The organism is Streptomyces novaecaesareae, from assembly GCF_000716875.1.
In the GTDB taxonomy this organism is placed as follows: Bacteria; Actinomycetota; Actinomycetes; order Streptomycetales; family Streptomycetaceae; genus Kitasatospora; species Kitasatospora novaecaesareae.
This window is the reverse complement of sequence record NZ_JNWQ01000059.1, coordinates 1-17,461: the sequence shown is the minus strand read 5'-3', so window position 1 is coordinate 17,461 and position 17,461 is coordinate 1. Positions and strand designations below refer to the sequence as shown.

Here is a 17,461-nt window from a genome sequence, read left to right as displayed (position 1 = left end):
AGTCTCTGACTCGACCTACACGAGGGCGTGCAGGGCGTCGACCAGGGCGAGGAGACCATCGGTGTCGAGCCCGGCGTGGAGCGTCGCGGCCTGCTCCTCCGCCGTCTCTCCCAGCGCCCTGACGAGCTGGTCCGCCGTCAGGGCCGGTGCCGGGTCCGTGGCGGGAACCTGCCTGGGCAGCGGCCCCGGTGTCCCGGCCGGACGGCTGGCGGGACTTCCCACAGCGGGATCCGACTCGGCTGGCACACGGCCTTGCGGGACGGCGGGCTGTCCAGTGTTGTCAGCGGACAACGTCGCCGGTGCCGCTGCCGTCGGCCCAGCGGCGATCGAAGTATCGCGGGCAACGGTTTCAGGCACCGTGTTGTCCGCGGACAACACGACGGTCTGCGGGACAGCTTCGGCAGCGGACCGCTCTGCTGGGGTCGGGATGTTGTCCGCGGACAACATCTGGAGTGCGTTCCGCTGGGCGATGCGCTTGGCTCGTTCCTCCTCCTTGAGCTGCTCTTCGAGGGCAAGGAGGTCGTCGGCAGTCAGGGCCTTGTCATCCTTGTAGGCGCGAGCCAGGCGGCGGCCGTAGCGCTCGGCCATCTCTCCGCTGGCCAGTCGATCCTGGATCGCCGAGGGGAGAGTCAAGAGCAGGATCTGATTGCCCACCCAGGACCGGTCCCGGCCGCGGCGTCGGGCGACCTCGGCGGCGTTGCCGCCGCACGCCGCCAGGAGCTGCTCCAGGCCCATGGCCCGTTCGATGATGTTGAAGTCCTCGCGGTCCTCGTTCTCGGCCATGAGGTAGTCCATGAAGTCGGCCTGGCTGGTCGCCAGGTCGTCACGGACCACGAAGTCGAGAACGTCGAGTCCCACAAGCGAAGCCGAACGGTGACGGCGCTCGCCGTTCATGAGGACGAACTCGGTCTGCTCGCCGATGAGCGATTCATGACTGGGCCACAGAGCGAGGTATGCGTCACGAGTGACCGCGACGCATGCTGTGGTCTGCTTCCTCGCCAGGCTCTGGCCCAGTTTCTCGCGCTGCTCCTCGGTGCCGTAGTAGCGGCGCGGGTTCATCGGACACAGCGCCACCCGGGCCAGGGGAATGCGCTGAATCTCGTAGTCCGGGATGGACCCCTCGGCCTGGGCCTTGGCCCGGCCTCGCTCACTGCGCGGCGGGCGGCTGATGCCCCCAAAAGCAACTCCGGTCCCGAGACGGTCGGCTGCCTTCACTTCGCGACCCTCCTCGCGATGTCGCGCATGACATCGGCCTGGTCGCTGTCAGGGGCGTGGACGAGGAGCGGCGTCTTCATTCGTACGGCCTCACGTTGCTCCTTGAGGTCGTTCACGACGGCGATCACTCCCGGCTTGCCGAGGCTCTTCCAGGCATCGAGGGAGGAGGTCACGACGTAACCCTTTCGGGCGTCGTAGAGATTGACGACGAATCCGAGGTTGTGAACGTTGATGTCGAGGTCGTCGCAGAGGGAGTCGATCTGCTCGCGCAGGAGGGTGTAGGCGTCCGCAGAGGAGTCCTCGGCCTGCACCGGGATCACGATCCCGGAGTTGCCCTCGGGTTCGCCCTCGCGGGTTCGCACGTAGTAGATCGCGTTGTCCATCGCGTACCCGAGACTCGGGGGACAGTCGACGACCACGAAGTCGAACTCGCGCTCGATGGAGCCGAGGGCCTTCTCAAGAGCGGTCTCCTTGACGCGGATTTCGCGCGAGGAGACGAGCTTGGCGTCAAGGAGGAATCCGTCGGTGCAGGCCGGCAGGAGATGCAGGCGGTCGTCGAAGGACTCGCCTGGGATCTCGATGAGCAGCTCGCGCAGGTCTGCCTGTCGTTCGCCGCACATGTTCTTGACGAGGCTGTCACCCTTGATCGGGAGGTGGTCATGGCCGAACTGCTTGGTGAGGTGGCCCTGGGGGTCGAAGTCGACCAAGCACACCCGGTAGCCCATCTCCGCCAAGGCCTGGCCGACACCGGCGGACATCGCGGTCTTGCCGACCCCGCCCTTCTGGTTGCCGAACGCCACCCGCCGGGCTCCAGTCGACGGCCGGCTTCGGTGGGGAAGCGGGTTCGCGTCCAGCCACAGTTGGATCGCCTGGGCGAGGCCCTGATTGAAGTTGATCTTGAGGGTAGAGCAGTCCTCGCGGAAAGCCTTGTACAACGCCGAGGGGACGTAAGTGGAGAACGAGCCCGACTTGGCAGTGTCGATCAGGGGGAGCGGTTTGCCAGCTTCGCGCCATGCCTGGATGCCCTGGGTGACAGCGTCCTGGATCGACTTGTCGGCGGTCACAGCGCGGATCTTCAGCTCCCGACACAACTGCTGGGGGAGTTTGGTAACTACTTTGTCCCGGTCATCGGGCATGGCTGGTGCGGTCATGGGGGGAGTTTACTAACCGCTGGCCCGGCGTCATCACACATGACACGGGGCAATTCAGACTTTGCATCCATATCCCCCGGCCGGTTCAGACTGCAGGCACGTGTTGTCCGCGGACAACACCTGACAGGCCGACTTGAGGTGCAGCGCCTCGCCAAGCGGTTGACGGCCGCCCAGAACACGGCCGCCGAGGTAATGGCCGCAGCGCCGGTAGATGTGGCGATTGTCAGCTCACTCTCGGACGGCGACAGCCGACGTGTCACTCGACCTGGAAACACAGAAGGGCCCTCCTCCTCAGCTTCGAGGCTAAGGAGGAGGGCCCTTCACTGAGAGTCAGGCCGGGACGACAGTGCCGACGCGGTCCAGGCCGATCACCCGGCTGACGGTGTCGAGCGTGGCGTCCCAGTCACCGGCGTGGTGGACCGCGCGGTCGTCCACGTACGCGGCCGCGCCCAGCTTGGTGCTGGTGATCAGGATCGGGCCGCCCACGATTTCCCTTGTCCCGGCACGCTCGTGTCCCGCGAGCAGCATGTCTCGCAGGAGTAGGCGCTAGTGTCCTGCGCCTGAAATTCGATGCATATGTGTAGCCTCGTGTCGTGGCGCGAATGGGACGGCCGATGGCCGAGCTGACGTTGACGGACGAGGAGCGCGAGACGCTGGTCCGCTGGTCGCGGCGGGCCAAGTCCTCGCAGGCACTGGCGCAACGGTGCCGGATCGTTCTCGGCTGTGCGGACGGGAGGTCGAACCAGGAGGTCGCGGCCGAGCTGGGTATCTGGCCGCAGACAGTGGGCAAGTGGCGGCGGCGCTTCCTGGAGGGCCGGCTGGAGGGGCTGGCGGACGAGCAACGCCCCGGCGCTCCACGGAAGATCAGCGACGAGCAGGTCGAGGATCTGGTCGTCGCGACCCTGGAACGGACCCCCAAGGACGCGACCCACTGGTCGCGTGCGTCGATGGCCGCCGAGAGCGGACTGTCGAAGTCCACGGTCGGCCGGGTCTGGAAGGCGTTCGGCCTCAAGCCGCACCTGGTGGACACCTTCAAGCTCAGCAAGGACCCGCAGTTCATCGACAAGGTTCGCGACGTGGTCGGACTCTATCTCGACCCGCCGGAGCGGGCCCTTGTGCTCTGCGTGGACGAGAAGAGCCAGATCCAGGCGCTGGACCGCTCGGCCCCAGTCCTGCCGATGATGCCCGGCATGCCCGAGCGCCGCACCCACGACTACCTGCGCAACGGCGTCACCACGCTGTTCGCCGCACTGGACGTGGCCACGGGCGAGGTCATCGGCTCACTCCACCGCCGACACCGGGCCACGGAGTTCAAGAAGTTCCTCACCAAGCTGGACAAGGAGGTGCCCGCCGACCTGGACGTGCACCTCATCTGTGACAACTACGCCACCCACAAGACCCCGGCGATCCAGAAGTGGCTGGCCACCCACCCGCGGTTCCATCTGCACTTCACCCCCACCAGCTCGTCCTGGCTCAACCAGGTCGAGCGGTGGTTCGGCCTGCTGACGGACAAGCAACTCCGACGCGGAGTCCACAAGTCCGTCCGCGCGCTGGAGAAGGACATTCGGGACTGGATCAAGACCTGGAACGAGAACCCCCGACCCTTCGCCTGGACCAGGACCGCCGACGAGATCCTCGAACGACTCGCCTCATATCTTGAACGAATTCCTGGCGCGGGACACTAGGCCCCTGCGTACCCGGTGACCTGCTGGTCGCCGAGTGCGAGTGGCGCCGCCCGGACCTGATCGTGCTCAGCAGCGTCAACGGGCACGGCGCCCAGGACGGCCTGCTGGCGATCGAACGGCTGCGGGCCTGCCCGGAGCTGGCCGACTGCCCGGTGATCATCGGCGGGAAGCTCGGCGTGCGAGGCGCCGACGAAGGCGACCGCTCGGCCGAGCTGCTGGCGGCCGGGTTCGACGCGGTCTTCGACGACGCGGGCGGGGTGACGGCCTTCCGGTCCTTCGTCGGATCCCTGGAGAAGGTGGCCCTGCGTGCGGGGGCACCGCGGGCAGGGGCCCTGGAATCCGTCGGCCTGGAAGCGGCGACGGCGTCGCTGGCCCTGGAAGCGGGAGGCGCCCGATGACCGCCGATTCGGAGCGGGCCGGCGAGCCGGAGCGGACCACCGAACCGGAGCGGGCCGGTGAGGTCGCCGGGCCCTCCGCCCGGGTGCTCCCGGTCCGGCGGTCGGGCTTCGGCGAGTTCGTCGCCCGTGCGCACGCTCGCGGACAGTTGGTCGTCCAGCCCCGGATGGGCTTCAGCGACCCCGAGGAGATGCGCGGCGGGCTGCTCGCGACCAAGCGGGCCCGGGCCACCACCGTCGGCACGCTCACCCTGGACAGCTACACCCGGGTCGGCGAGCACGACGCCGCCCGCCGGGCGCTGGCCGCTGGCGTGCGCCTCAACGGCTACCCGATCGTCGCCCAGGGCAGCGCCCGTACCAGGGCCGTGCTGGACGGGGCGCTGGACGAGGGCTTCCCCGTCCAGGTCCGGCACGGCTCGGCGCGGCCGCAGCGCATCATGACCGCCCTGGCCGAGGCCGGACTGCACGCCACCGAGGGCGGCCCGGCCTCCTACTGCCTGCCGTACGGCCGGGTGCCGCTGCGCGAGTCGGTGGAGAACTGGGTCGAGTGCTGCCGACTGCTGGGCGCCGTACGGGACTTGGGTGAGGAACCGCACCTGGAGACGTTCGGCGGCTGCATGATGGGCCAGCTCTGCCCGCCCTCGCTGCTGGTCGCCATCAGCCTGCTGGAGGGGCTGTTCTTCTGCCAGAACGGGGTGACCGACGTCTCGCTGAGCTACGCCCAGCAGACCAGCGGCCCGCAGGACGAGGAGGCGGTCGCCGCCCTTCGCCGGCTGGCCGCCGAGTTCCTGCCCACGCCCTCCTGGCACATCGTGGTCTACACCTACATGGGCGTCTACCCGCAGACCCCCGAGGGGGCGGCCGACCTGCTCGCCGCCTCGGCGCGGCTCGCTGTCCGCTCGGGCGCCTCCCGGCTGATCGTGAAGACGGCCGCCGAGGCGTTCGGGATCCCGACCGTCGAGGAGAACGTCACCGCCCTGGAGCACGCCGCCCGGGTGGCGGCCGGGGTGACCGCCCCGTCCGGGTGCGCCGTGTCCGGTTCTGCCCTGTCCGGTTCCGCCCTGGCCGGTTCCGGGGCGGGCGCCGTACCCGGACCCCGGGTGGAGGCGGACAACGAGGTCTACGCCGAGGCGCGGGCGTTCGTCGAGGCGGTGCTCGACCTCGACGAGGTGGTCGCCCGCTCCCTGCCGACCGCCTTCGAACGCGGCTACCTGGACGTCCCGTTCTGCCTGCACCCCGACAACGCGGGCCTGTCCCGCAGCACCATCGACGACTCCGGCCGGCTGCGCTGGACGGCGACCGGCTCGATGCCGCTCGGCCGCGCCGCCGTCACCGGGCTCACCCGGCCGCTCACCTCGGCCGGACTGCTGACCTCGCTGTCGTACGTCCAACGCGGCTACGACCGCGCGGAACTCGGCCGCGCCGCGGGCCGGTCGATCACCGCCGTCCCTTCCACCTCCACCTCCACCTCCATCTCCACCAGCTCGACACCGACTCCAGAGAGCACGAGGCCGTGACCGTGAACACCCCCTTCGAAACGCCCCAACTCCCGCACCCCCGGCAGCACCTGACCTCCCCGGTCACCCGCGGCGCGCTGCGCCTGCAGGGCGGACTGCTGACCGCCGCCCGCCAGTTCCTGCGCGACAACGGCTTCACCGAGCTGCTGCCGCCGATCATCGGGCCGGTCACCGACCCGGGCAACCGCGGCGCCAAGCAGGTCGACATCGACTACTACGGCCACCGCTACAAGCTGATGACCAGCGCGATCCTGTACAAGCAGGCCTCGCTGCTGGCCTTCGACAAGATCTTCTACGTGGCGCCGAACGTCCGCCTGGAGCCGGTGGAGACCGCCGGTACCGGCCGCCACCTCACCGAGTTCCACCAGCTGGACGTCGAGGTGGCCGGTGCCACCCGGGAGGACATCCTCCAGCTGATCGAGGACCTGGTGCGCCACATGGCCCGCCACGTGGTCACCGAGCACGCCGAGGACCTGGAGCAACTCGGCCGCGACCCGGGCGCGTTCACCGACCTGATCAACACCGCCTTCGACCGGATCTCGCACGCCACCGCCGTCGAGCGGCTGCACGAGCTCGGGCACGGGCAGAGCCCGGACGCCGAACTCGACTGGCCCGGCGAGGCGTTGCTCTCCGGCAAGGCCAGCCGCCCGTTCTTCGTCACCGACTACCCCAAGGGCTCGCGCGGCTTCTACGACCGGGAGAGCCTCGAACACCCCGGCGTGCTGCGCAACTTCGACCTGATCGCGCCCGAGGGCTACGGCGAACTGTGCAGCGGCAGCGAGCGCGAGTCCGACTACGCGCGGATCGTCGCCCGGATCCGCGAGACCGGCGAGAACCCGGCCAAGTACGCCTGGTACCTGGAGACCGCCCGCGAGGGCATCCCGGCCAGCTCCGGCTTCGGCATCGGCCTGCAGCGGCTCACCCGCTACATCGCCGGGCTGGACGCCGTCTGGCAGGCCAGCGCGTTCCCCAAGCTGGTCGGGACGGTGTCGCCGTGAGCGCCCTGCACGCCGTCGGCCTGCCGGAGGCGGAGATCCGCACCCGGGCCCGGACCGGCACCGCCGCGGCCTTCCCGGCGGCGGACGACTACGGCCACACCCTCTACGGCGACGAGGGCCGGCCCGCCGCGGACCCGCTCGACCGGGCCCGGCTGGTCCCGCCGGTGTTCGTGCCGCAGCGGCTGGAGAAGCTGATCGACCTCGGCCGGGAACCGCTCTTCTCCGACGTCGAACTCGCCACCACCGTCGGCGGTTTCGCCTCCGCACTGCCCCTGTACGTCTCGGCGTTCGGCTCCACCCAGGTCGCCAGCCGCGACCTGGGCGTGGCCGCCGCCCGGCAGGCCGGCCGGCTCGGCCTGCCGATGGTGATCGGCGAGAACATCGTCCCGGTCCAGGGCTACGGCCGCGCCGAGACCGACGAACAGCGCGCCCTGCTGCGCCGGATCGAGGCCTACGCCGGTGAACTCCCGGACGGGCTCGGCGGGTTGGTGGTCCAGCAGAGCACCGAGGACGCCGACGCCGAGGTGTGGAACCTGGTCTACAGCGACCCGGGCACCCGCGGACTGCTCGAATCCGGGCGCCTGGGCTTCGAGTTGAAGGTCGGCCAGGGCGCCAAGCCCGGCCTCGGCGGGATGACCGTCCTGCCGCGCGCCGAGGCGGCCCGGCTCGCCGACCGCTTCCAGCTCCAGGAGGTCTTCGGCCCGGACGACCCGCGGGTGCTGCGCAGCGGCAGCCCCGGCACCTTCACCGACGAGATCCTGCGCCAGCAGATCCGGCTGATGCGCAACAACTTCCCGCACGCCCGGGTCTGGGTGAAGCTCCCGCCGGCCCGGGACGTCGCCGCGGCCGCCGCGGTGGCCTGGGCGGCCGGCGCCGACGCGGTGACCGTGGACGGCGCCGAGGGCGGCTCCGGCTGGGCGCCCAGCGCCTTTCCGGCGCAGGTCGGCCTCCCGCTGCACGAGTGCCTGCGCCGGGTCAGCCCGACGGGCTGCCTGCTCGCCGCCGGCCGGATCTGGGAGGGCGCCCGGGCGGCCAAGGCGCTCGCCCTCGGGGCCACCGCCGTCGGCCTGGGCCGAGCGGCGTTGTTGGCCGTCGACGAGGACCCGCAGGATGGTCTGGCCCGTCTGGTGGAGTGCCTGGCGCTGGAGCTGCGGCTGATCACCAGCGCGCTCGGCGTCTACTCCACCGGCGCACTGACCCCCGAGGACGTCTGGTTCGGCGCCGGCCCCGAAACGGCCGGGGCCGCCTACCGCCAGATGGAGGGCCACCTCCGTGGCTGAGGCCGAGACCCTGGTCCGCAAGGACGGCCCGGAGCAGCCAGGCCAGCCAGGGCAGCCCGAACCGCACGCCTACGGAAGCCCGTTCAGCCCCGGCTACCTCGGCTTCGTCGCCGCGAACGGCTTCTCCGCGATCGGGAACTCCGCCTGGTTCGTCGCCCTCACCGTGGTGCTCACCGAGACCGCCTCCCCGACCGTGACCGGCGCCGTCCTGGCGCTCTGCTCGCTGCCCGCGCTGCTGGGCCTGCTGGTCGGCGGAGCGGTGGTCGACCGGACCGGCCCGCGCCGGGTGATGATCACGGCCGACCTGCTGCGGTGCGCCGTCCAGGCGGCGGCCGCCGTCGTCGCCTGGCTCGGCCACCTGTCCGTGCCCGTCTTCGTGGCCGTCCTGCTGCTGACCAACCTGATGGACGCCTTCTTCATGCCGGCCTCCGGGGCGCTGCGCCCCCGCCTGCTGCCGCGCGAGCACCTGCTGCGGGGCAACTCGCTGTTCCTGCTGGGCGCGCGCGGCGGCCAGGCGCTCGGCGGGCCGATCGGGGCACTGCTCATGGGCGTGGGCGGCGCGGCCCTGGTGGCCGGGTTCGACGCGGTCAGCTTCGCCGTCTCGGCCGTCGCGGTGCTGCTGCTGCGGGCCCCGGCCGTGCGGCAGGCGTCGGCCCCGGCCCCGGTATCAGCACCGGACGCCGTGGACCGTGCCGGGCCGCCGCCGGAGAGCCTGCCGGCCCGGATCCGGGAGGGCCTGCGGTACATCCGCGGCCACCGCGACCTGCTCTGGCTGATCGTGCTGATCGGCCTGAGCGAACTCGCCAGCATGGGGCCGGTCAACGTCGGCCTGGTGCTGCTCGCCGACCGGTACGGCACCCCGCTGGGCGTCGGGGCGCTGCTCACCGCCTTCACCCTGGGCGCCGTCGCCAGCTTCCTGATCTCGACGGCCTGGCCGACCCGCCGGCGCAGCGGCGGCATGGTGGTCGCCGGGGTGACGGGGCAGGGCCTGCTGCTGGCCGTGCTCGGCCTGATCGGGTCCTTCGGGCCGGCCGTGGCGGTCTACTTCGGGCTCGGCATGCTCTCCGGGCTGGTCGGCAACGTGCTGGGCTCGCTGGTCCAGCGCTGGGCCGCGCCGGAGGTGCGCGGCCGGGTGATGTCCGTCCTCAACATGACGGCCTTCACGGCCGTGCCGGTGGGCAACCTGATGCTGGGCGTGCTGGTCAACGCCGTCGGGCTGCCCGCCACGATGGTCCTGCACGGCGCCCTGGCCGGGCTGGCGGCGCTCATCGCCGCCGTCCGGCCCGCCATCGGCCGGGCCCGGCTGGACTGAAGTGCCGCCGGAGTGCCTCACCGAGTGCCCCCCGGCGCTTCCCCCCGCTCGTACGGTCGTAAGCGCAGCCGCGGCGCGTGCGAATCCCCCGCGGCGGATCCCCCGCAGCAGATTCCCCCCGCAGCCATCCGAACCCGCAGCGAATTCCGAGACATCAGGAGCCGACATGAGCAGCAACCCCTTCGAGAACCCGGACGAGTCCTACTTCGCACTGGTCAACGACGAGGGCCAGTACTCCTTGTGGCCGGCCTCGATCCCCGTCCCCGAAGGCTGGACCCAGGCGCACGGCGAGGACACCCGGGAGGCGTGCCTGGCCCACATCGAGTCCGCCTGGACGGACATGCGGCCCAACAGCCTGATCAACGCGTCGAACTGACCCGCCCCCGCGCGACCCCTAGGAGTCCCCGTGATCCCGTTGTCCTACGCCCAGCGACGGCTGTGGTTCATCAACCAGCTGGAGGAGCCGAACGGCACGTACAACGTCCCCGTGGTCGTGCGGTTCCGGGGGCCGCTGGAGGTCGAGAACCTGCGCGGCGCCCTCCTCGACGTCGTGGTCCGCCACGAGGCGCTGCGCACCACGTTCTGCGAGCGGGACGGGGAGCTGTGGCAGGAGGTGACGGACGAGGAGGCGGTGGAGCTCACCTTCGTCACCCGGGACTGCGCGGAGGCGGAGCTGGAGGGGCTGGTCGACGCGGAGACCGCGCGGCCCTTCGACCTCGCGGTGGACATGCCGCTGCGGGCCCTGCTGCTGTCCGTCGACCCGGAGCAGCACGTGCTCGTGGTGGTGATGCACCACATCGCCAGCGACGGCTGGTCGATGGCCCCGCTGCTGCGCGACCTCGCCACCGCCTACGAGGCGCGCTGCGCCGGCCGGGCGCCCGGCTGGGAGCCGCTGCCGGTGCAGTACGCCGACTACACCCTCTGGCAGCGCGAGCTGCTCGGCGACGAGAACGACCCGGACAGTGTGCTGGCCCGTCAACTCGCCTTCTGGAAGCAGGAGCTGGCCGACCTCCCGGAGGAGCTGGCGCTGCCCGCCGACCGGCCCCGCCCGGCGGCCGGCTCGCACCTGGGCGGCACCGTCCGGTTCGAGGGCGACGCCGACGTGCACCGGCGACTGGCGCGGCTGGCCCAGGCCGACGGCGGCACGCTGTTCATGGTGCTGCAGGCGGCGCTCGGCGTGTTGCTCTCCCGGCTCGGCGCGGGCACCGACATCCCGCTCGGCACGCCGGTGGCCGGCCGGACCGACGAGGCGCTGGACGAGCTGGTCGGCTTCTTCGTCAACACCCTGGTGCTGCGCACCGATCTCTCCGGCAACCCGACCTTCACCGAGCTGCTGGCCCGGGTCCGCCGCAGCGACCTCGCGGCCTTCGAGAACCAGGACGTGCCCTTCGAGCAGCTGGTCCAGGAGCTCAACCCGGACCGCTCGCTCGCCCGCAACCCGCTGTTCCAGGTGATGCTGGTCCTGCAGAACGCCGCCACGCCGCGGCTGGACTTCGCCGGCCTCGACGCCGAGCACCGGATCGCCGCCAGCACCGGGTCGAAGTTCGACCTGACCCTGGACCTCGCCGAGCGCCAGGACCTCTACGGCGGCCCGGCCGGGCTGAGCGGCACCCTGCAGTACTCGGCGGACCTCTTCGACCGCCGGACGGCGGAGTGGCTGGCGGCGAGCCTGCTGCGGGTGCTGGAGGCGGTGGCCGCGTTCCCGGACGCCCGGGTCGGCGAGCTGGACCTACTCAGCGACGAGGAACTGGCGCTGCTGGAGGAGTGGAACGGCCCGGCGGGCGTGCCGGTGCGGGAGTGCGCGCACGAGGTGGTCGAGGCCCGGGCCGCGGACACCCCGGAGGCGACGGCCCTGGTCTTCCGCGACGAGCGGGTGACGTACGCGGAGCTGAACGCCCGGGCCAACCGGGTGGCGCGGCAGCTGCGCGCGGCCGGGGTCGAGCGCGGCCGGGTGGTCGGGGTGCTGCTGGAGCGCGGCGTCGACCTGGTGGCGGCGGTGCTGGGCGTGCTGAAGGCCGGCGCGGGCTACACCGTGCTGGACACCGACTTCCCGGCGGACCGCTGGAAGGCCGTGCTGGGGCAGGTGGACGCCGAGGTCGTGGTCACCACGGCCGACTACGCCGAGCGGCTGCCGGAGCTGCGGGCGGTGCGGCTGGACGCGGAGGCGGACCGGATCGCCGCGCAGGCCCCGGAGGACCTGGGCCTGGCCGTCGGCCTGGACGACGTGGCCTGCGTGATGTTCACCTCCGGCTCGACCGGCCGCCCCAAGGGCGTGGTGGCCTCGCACCGCGCGCTGGTGGCGACCCTGGTCGGCCAGGAGTTCGTCGGCTTCGGCCCGGACGAGGTCTGGCTGCAGTGCTCGCCGGTCTCCTGGGACGCCTTCGCCCTGGAGCTGTTCGGCGCGCTGTTCTCCGGCGGCACCTGCGTGCTCCAGCCGGGCCAGCGCCCGGAGCCGGCGGTGATCGAGGCGCTGGTCGCCGAGCACAAGGTGTCGACGATGCACGTGTCGGCGAGCCTGCTCAACTTCCTGCTGGACATGTACCCGGGCGTCTTCGGCTCGGTGCGCCAGGTGATGACCGGCGGGGAGCCGGCCTCGATGCCGCACGTGCGCAAGCTCCTGGAGCAGCGCCCCGACCTGCGGCTGGTGAACGGGTACTCGCCGGTGGAGAACATGATCTTCACCATGTGCCACACGGCGGTGCCGGCGGACGCCTCGTCCGTCTCGCTGCCGGTCGGCCGGCCGATCGCCGGCAAGCGGGTCTACGTGCTGGACAACTTCCTCAACCTCGTCCCGCCGGGCGTGGCCGGGGAGCTGTACATGGCCGGCCCGGGCCTGGCGCGCGGCTACGCGGGCCAGCCGGCGCTCACCTCCGAGCGCTTCGTCGCCAACCCCTTCGAGCCGGGCACCCGGATGTACCGCACCGGCGACCTGGTGCGCTGGCGGGCCGACGGCGTGATGGAGTTCCTCGGCCGCGCCGACCAGCAGGTCAAGATCCGCGGCTTCCGGATCGAACTCGGCGAGGTGGAGGCCGCGCTGTCGCGGTGCGAGGGCGTCCGGCAGGCCGTCGTCCTGGCCCGCGAGGACAGCCCCGGCGACAAGCGGCTGGTCGGCTACGTCATCGCCGAGCCGCAGCGGCAGAGCGCCCTGGACCCGGCCGACCTGCGCGAGCAGGTGGCCGCCTTCCTGCCCGAGTACATGGTGCCCTCGGCCGTCGTCGTCCTGGAGGCGATCCCGCGCACGCCCAACGGCAAGCTGGACCGCAAGGCGCTGCCCGCCCCCGACTACAGCGCGGCGAGCACCGGCCGGGCACCGCGCACCCCGCAGGAGGAGATCCTCTGCGCGCTGTTCGCCGAGGTGCTGGGCCTGGAGAAGGTCGGCATCGACGACAGCTTCTTCGCGCTGGGCGGCCACTCCCTGCTCGCCACCCGGCTGATCAGCCGGATCCGCACCGCCCTCGACGCCGAACTGGGCATCCGCACCGTCTTCGAGGCCCGTACGGTCGCCGCCCTCGCCCAGCGCCTCTCCCGCGCCGGCAAGGCCCGCCCGGCCCTGCGGCGCCGGAGCAGGGAGACACCGTGAGCCGGCTGCCCGTACCGGGGCCGCACCCGGCCCCCGCGCCGCCCGCCCTGCTGCCGGAGCTGTTCGAGGCCCAGGCCGCCCGTACCCCGCGGGCCACCGCCGTGGTCTTCGAGGGCACCGCGCTCGGCTACGCCGAACTCGACGCCGCCGCCAACCGCCTCGCCCGGCTGCTGATCGAGCACGGCGCGGGCCCCGAACGCACCGTCGCCCTGGTGCTGCCGCGCACGGCCGGGCTGGTGGTCGCCCTGCTGGCGGTGCTCAAGTCCGGTGCCGCGTACGTGCCGATCGACCCGGACCACCCGGCCGGCCGGATCGCCCACGTGCTGGCCGACGCCGAGCCCACCCTGGTGCTCACCACCGAGGCCCTGGCCGACCGGCTGCCGCCCGGCGCGCTGACCGTCGACTCCGCCGCCACCGCCGAGGCCCTCGCCCGGCGCCCGGCGGGCGCCGTCACCGACGCCGAGCGCACCGCCCCGCTGCACCCGCAGCACCCCGCCTACGTCGTCTACACCTCGGGCTCCACCGGCCGCCCCAAGGGCGTCGTGGTGCCGCACGCGGCCCTGGCGAACCTGCTCGCCGACCTCGGCCGCCGCTTCCCGCTCACCGAGCGGGACCGCTGGCCGGCGGTGGCCACCGTCGCCTTCGACATGGCCGTCCCCGAGCTGTACCTGCCGCTGGTCAGCGGGGCCCGGGTGGTCCTGGTGCCCCGGCCCGTCGTCGGCGACCCGGCGGCGCTCGGCCGCCTGCTGCACCGCTCGGGCGCCACCGTCCTGCAGGCCACCCCCTCGCTGTGGCGCACCCTGGTCGAGCACGGCGGCGAACTGCCCCGGCTGCGCGTGCTGGTGGGCGCCGAGGCGCTGCCGGCGCCGCTCGCGGCGGCGATCCGCCGCTACGGCGAGGTCACCAACCTGTACGGCCCCACCGAGACCACCGTCTGGTCCACGGCCGCCCGGCTCGACCCGGCGACCGGCGACCCCACGATCGGCGGGCCCCTCGCCGGCACCCGGGTGCACCTCCTGGACGAGGCGCTGCGCCCCGTCCCGGACGGCGGGCTGGGCGAGCTGTACATCGCCGGCGCCGGCCTCGCCCGCGGCTACGCGGGCCAGCCGGCGCTCACCGCCGAACGGTTCGTCGCCAACCCCTTCGAGCCGGGCACCCGGATGTACCGCACCGGCGACCTCGCCCGCCGCGGAGCCGACGGCGGACTGCGCTTCGCGGGCCGCGCCGACACCCAGGTGAAGGTGCGCGGCCACCGGATCGAACTCGGCGAGGTCGAGGCGGCGATGCTGCGCCACCCTGGCGTCGCGCAGAGCGTCGTGCTGGCCCGCGAGGACCGGCCCGGCGACGTCCGGCTGGTCGGGTACGCGGTGCCCGCCCGCCCGGCGCCCGAGTGGGCCGAGACCCAGGACGCCCGGCAGGTCGAGGGCTGGCAGGCCGTCTTCGACGCCGAGTACCGGGCCAGTGCCGGATTCGCCCTCGGCGAGGACTTCCGGCTCTGGCGCAGCAGTTATGACGGCCGGCCGATCCCGCCGGAGCAGATGGCGCAGTGGCGGGACACCACGGTGGCCCGGATCCGCTCGCTCGGGCCCGCCCCGGGCCCCGGCCGGGTGCTGGAGATCGGCGTCGGCAGCGGGCTGGTGCTGGCGTCGCTGGCACCGCACTGCGCGTCCTACCGGGGCACCGACGTGTCGGCGGCCGCGATCGAGGCGCTGCGCGGCAAGGTCGCCCGGGTGCCCGAACTGGCCGACCGGGTACGGCTGTCGGTGCAGCCCGCGGACGCCGTGGCCGATCTCCCGCCGGGCGGCTTCGACACCGTGGTGCTCAACTCGGTGGCGCAGTACTTCCCGAGCGGCGGCTACCTGCTGCGGGTGATCGAGCGGGCCCTGGAGCTGGTGGCGCCCGGCGGCGCCGTCTTCCTCGGCGACCTGCGCAACCTGCGGACGCAGCGCTGCCTGCAGGCCGCGATCCGGCTGGACGGCGCCGAACCGGCCGCCGACGCCGGGGTGTTGCGCAAGGAGATCGAGGCCGCCGTACTCGCCGAGGAGGAACTGCTCGTCGACCCGGCCCTGTTCACGGCACTGCCCGGCCTGCTGCCGGAGCTGGCCGAGGCCGAGGTGCTGCTGCGCCGCGGCGGACACCACAACGAGCTGACCCGCCACCGCTACGACGCGGTGCTGCGCCGCCGCGCGGGCGGCGAGCAGCCCGTGGCGGAGGCCACCGAACTCCGCTGGGGAGCCGGGGGCCTGGATGATCTGGCCCGCCGGCTGGAGGCGGAGCGCCCCGCCCGGCTGCGGGTGACGGAGGTGCCCAACGGCCGGCTCGCGCACGAACTCGCCGCGCTGCGGGTGCTGGAGGCGGACGGGACGGTCGCGCAGGCGCTGGCCGCCCACCGCGCCGGGCCCGGCACCGCGCCCGACCCGGAGGAGTTCCACCGCCTCGGCGAACGGCTCGGCTACCGCGTCGCGGTCGGCTGGGCCCAGGCCGGCACCCGGGCTGACGCCGGAGCGCTGGACGTCCTGTTCACCGCGCCGGGGACGGGACCCACCGCACCCGCCCCGCGCACCGGGCCCACACCCGTCCTCGCCGCCTGCACCAACGTGCCGGCCGGCTCGCGCGAACAGGCCGCGCTGGCCGGGGAGGTGCGCGCGCTCCTGGCCGGGCTCCTGCCCGGGTACATGGTGCCGAGCGCCATCGTGACGCTGGACGCCATGCCGCTCACCCCGAACGGGAAGCTGGACCGCAAGGCCCTGCCCGTCCCGCTCCTCCCGGTGGCCGGCACCGGCCGCGCGCCGCGCACCCCGCACGAGAAGGCCCTCTGCACGCTCTTCGCCGAGGTGCTGGGCCTGGACGCCGTGGCCGGCGTCGACGACGACTTCTTCGAGCTGGGCGGCCACTCCCTGCTCGCCACCCGGCTGATCAGCCGGATCCGCACCGAACTCGATGCCGAGCTGAGCATCACCACGATCTTCGAAGCCCGTACCGTCGCCGGCGTCGCGAAGCGGCTGGCCGGCGCCGACAAGGCCCGGCCCGCTCTGCGGCCGCGGTAGAAGGAGTTGCCGTGATACCCCCGTCTTCCGCGCAGCGGCGCCTGTGGTTCGTCTCCCGCCTGGAGGGCCCGAGCGACACCTACAACAGCTCGATGGCCCTGCGCCTGCGCGGCCCGCTCGACGTGCCGGCCCTGCGTGCCGCCCTCGCCGACGTCGTCGGCCGGCACGAGACGCTGCGCACCGTCTTCGTCGAGCACGACGGCGAGCCGTACCAGAATATTCTGGACATCGACGAGGCGACCGTCGAACTGGCCGAGGCCGCGTGCACGCCGCAGGAGCTGGCGGAGGCCGCCGACCGTGCCGCCACCTACCTCTTCGACCTGGCCGTCGACCTGCCGCTGCGCGCCACGCTGCTCGCGCTCGGTCCGGACGACCACGTCCTGGTCCTGGTCAGCCACCACATCGCCACCGACGGCTGGTCGATGGGCCCGCTGCTGCGCGACCTGACGGCGGCGTACGAGGCCCGCACCCTCGGCCGTGAGCCCGGCTGGGAGCCGCTGCCGGTGCAGTACGCCGACTACGCGGCCTGGCAGCGCGAGCTGCTCGGGGACGAGAGCGACCCGGACGCCCTGGTGTCGCGGCAACTCGACTACTGGCGCGGCGTGTTGGCCGATTTGCCGGAGGAGCTGGCACTGCCGACGGACCGTCCGCGCCCGGCCGTCGCCACCTTCGCCGGCGGCGTGGTGTCCACCGAGGTCGACGCGGAGGTCCACCGGGCGCTGAACGCCCTGGCGCGGGACCACGGGGTGACGCTCTTCATGGTGCTGCAGTCCGCGCTGGCCGCGATGCTGTCCCGGCTCGGCGCGGGCACCGACATCCCGATCGGCATGTCGGTCGGCCCGCGTCCGGGAGACGGACCTGGGCGCGCTCGACCACCAGGACGTCCCGTTCGAGCGGCTGGTCGAGCTGGTCAACCCGGCCCGGCTGAGCGCCCGCCACCCGCTGTTCCAGGTGCTGCTGCAGCTCCAGAACACCGGCGAGGTGCGGCCCGAATTCCCGGGCGTCGAGGCGGACTTCGAGGACCTCGGCTGGGACCGCGCCAAGTTCGACCTCGGCGCGGCCTTCTCCGAACTGAGGGACGGGACGGGCGCGGAGGCCGGACTGATCGCCTCGCTGGAGTACTCCGCGGACCTGTTCGACCGGTGCACCGCCCAGTGGCTGCTGGAGTGCCTGGTGCGGCTTCTCGGCACGGTCGCGGCCGACCCGGCGGCCCGGATCGCCGAACTCCCCCTGCTCTCGGAGGCCGACCGGCTCGCCCTGGCCGGGTGGAACGACACCGAG

General features: G+C 72.8%; 11 protein-coding genes and 2 pseudogenes. 10 read left to right on the top strand and 3 right to left on the bottom strand.

The genetic code is table 11. The features are described 5' to 3' along the window. Positions 1 to 15: 15 nt before the first annotated feature. The 3 genes from OP86_RS21905 to OP86_RS36790 form a co-directional block, all read right to left on the bottom strand. Entirely contained in the window at positions 16 to 1,215 is a 1,200-nt protein-coding gene (locus OP86_RS21905) for a ParB/RepB/Spo0J family partition protein (protein ID WP_030055201.1), read from the bottom strand. Beyond that, a complete protein-coding gene (locus OP86_RS21900; RefSeq protein WP_030055200.1) occupies positions 1,212 to 2,366 on the bottom strand; it encodes a ParA family protein in 1,155 nt (384 codons plus the stop codon). The genes OP86_RS21905 and OP86_RS21900 overlap by 4 nt, the downstream gene beginning before the upstream one ends. 330 nt (positions 2,367 to 2,696) lie before the next feature. Next, positions 2,697 to 2,852, bottom strand: a complete 156-nt coding sequence (locus tag OP86_RS36790) for a hypothetical protein (RefSeq protein ID WP_157849805.1) — start codon at positions 2,850 to 2,852, stop codon at positions 2,697 to 2,699. A 116-nt stretch (positions 2,853 to 2,968) separates the two neighbouring features. Between OP86_RS36790 and OP86_RS21895 the strand changes: the two genes are divergently transcribed. The 10 genes and pseudogenes from OP86_RS21895 to OP86_RS38255 all read left to right on the top strand — a co-directional run. Next, a complete protein-coding gene (locus OP86_RS21895; RefSeq protein WP_030055199.1) occupies positions 2,969 to 4,051 on the top strand; it encodes an IS630 family transposase in 1,083 nt (360 codons plus the stop codon). A gap of 62 nt (positions 4,052 to 4,113) precedes the next feature. Then, the gene (locus OP86_RS36785) at positions 4,114 to 4,449 is read left to right on the top strand and encodes a hypothetical protein (RefSeq protein ID WP_051830398.1); all 336 of its coding nucleotides are present in this window, start codon (positions 4,114 to 4,116) and stop codon (positions 4,447 to 4,449) included. Next, entirely contained in the window at positions 4,446 to 5,963 is a 1,518-nt protein-coding gene (locus OP86_RS21885; RefSeq protein ID WP_063832426.1) for a methylaspartate mutase, read from the top strand. Before OP86_RS36785 ends, OP86_RS21885 begins: the two co-directional genes overlap by 4 nt. After that, on the top strand, positions 5,960 to 6,961 hold the full coding sequence (locus tag OP86_RS21880) for an asparagine synthetase A (RefSeq protein ID WP_245231818.1): 1,002 nt from the start codon (positions 5,960 to 5,962) through the stop codon (positions 6,959 to 6,961). The genes OP86_RS21885 and OP86_RS21880 overlap by 4 nt, the downstream gene beginning before the upstream one ends. Next, a complete protein-coding gene (locus OP86_RS21875) occupies positions 6,958 to 8,241 on the top strand; it encodes a glutamate synthase-related protein (protein ID WP_051830397.1) in 1,284 nt (427 codons plus the stop codon). Before OP86_RS21880 ends, OP86_RS21875 begins: the two co-directional genes overlap by 4 nt. After that, the gene (locus tag OP86_RS21870; RefSeq protein WP_051830396.1) at positions 8,234 to 9,553 is read left to right on the top strand and encodes an MFS transporter; all 1,320 of its coding nucleotides are present in this window, start codon (positions 8,234 to 8,236) and stop codon (positions 9,551 to 9,553) included. Before OP86_RS21875 ends, OP86_RS21870 begins: the two co-directional genes overlap by 8 nt. 166 nt (positions 9,554 to 9,719) lie before the next feature. Beyond that, on the top strand, positions 9,720 to 9,929 hold the full coding sequence (locus OP86_RS21865; RefSeq protein ID WP_030055193.1) for an MbtH family protein: 210 nt from the start codon (positions 9,720 to 9,722) through the stop codon (positions 9,927 to 9,929). 33 nt (positions 9,930 to 9,962) lie between these two features. After that, positions 9,963 to 13,133, top strand: a pseudogene (locus OP86_RS21860) (non-ribosomal peptide synthetase); the annotation flags it as partial. Continuing rightward, on the top strand, positions 13,130 to 16,180 hold the full coding sequence (locus tag OP86_RS33015) for a non-ribosomal peptide synthetase family protein (protein ID WP_051830394.1): 3,051 nt from the start codon (positions 13,130 to 13,132) through the stop codon (positions 16,178 to 16,180). The pseudogene OP86_RS21860 and the gene OP86_RS33015, both read left to right, overlap by 4 nt. Before the next feature lie 11 nt (positions 16,181 to 16,191). Further along, positions 16,192 to 17,461, top strand: a pseudogene (locus OP86_RS38255) (condensation domain-containing protein); the annotation flags it as partial.

Excerpts from the sequence above, each read along its gene's own strand:
- OP86_RS21900 (WP_030055200.1), bottom strand. The coding sequence starts at position 2,366 with ATGACCGCACCAGCCATGCCCGATGACCGGGACAAAGTAGTTACCAAA.
- OP86_RS21895 (WP_030055199.1), top strand. The coding sequence starts at position 2,969 with ATGGGACGGCCGATGGCCGAGCTGACGTTGACGGACGAGGAGCGCGAG.
- OP86_RS21885 (WP_063832426.1), top strand. The coding sequence starts at position 4,446 with ATGACCGCCGATTCGGAGCGGGCCGGCGAGCCGGAGCGGACCACCGAA.
- OP86_RS21865 (WP_030055193.1), top strand. The coding sequence starts at position 9,720 with ATGAGCAGCAACCCCTTCGAGAACCCGGACGAGTCCTACTTCGCACTG.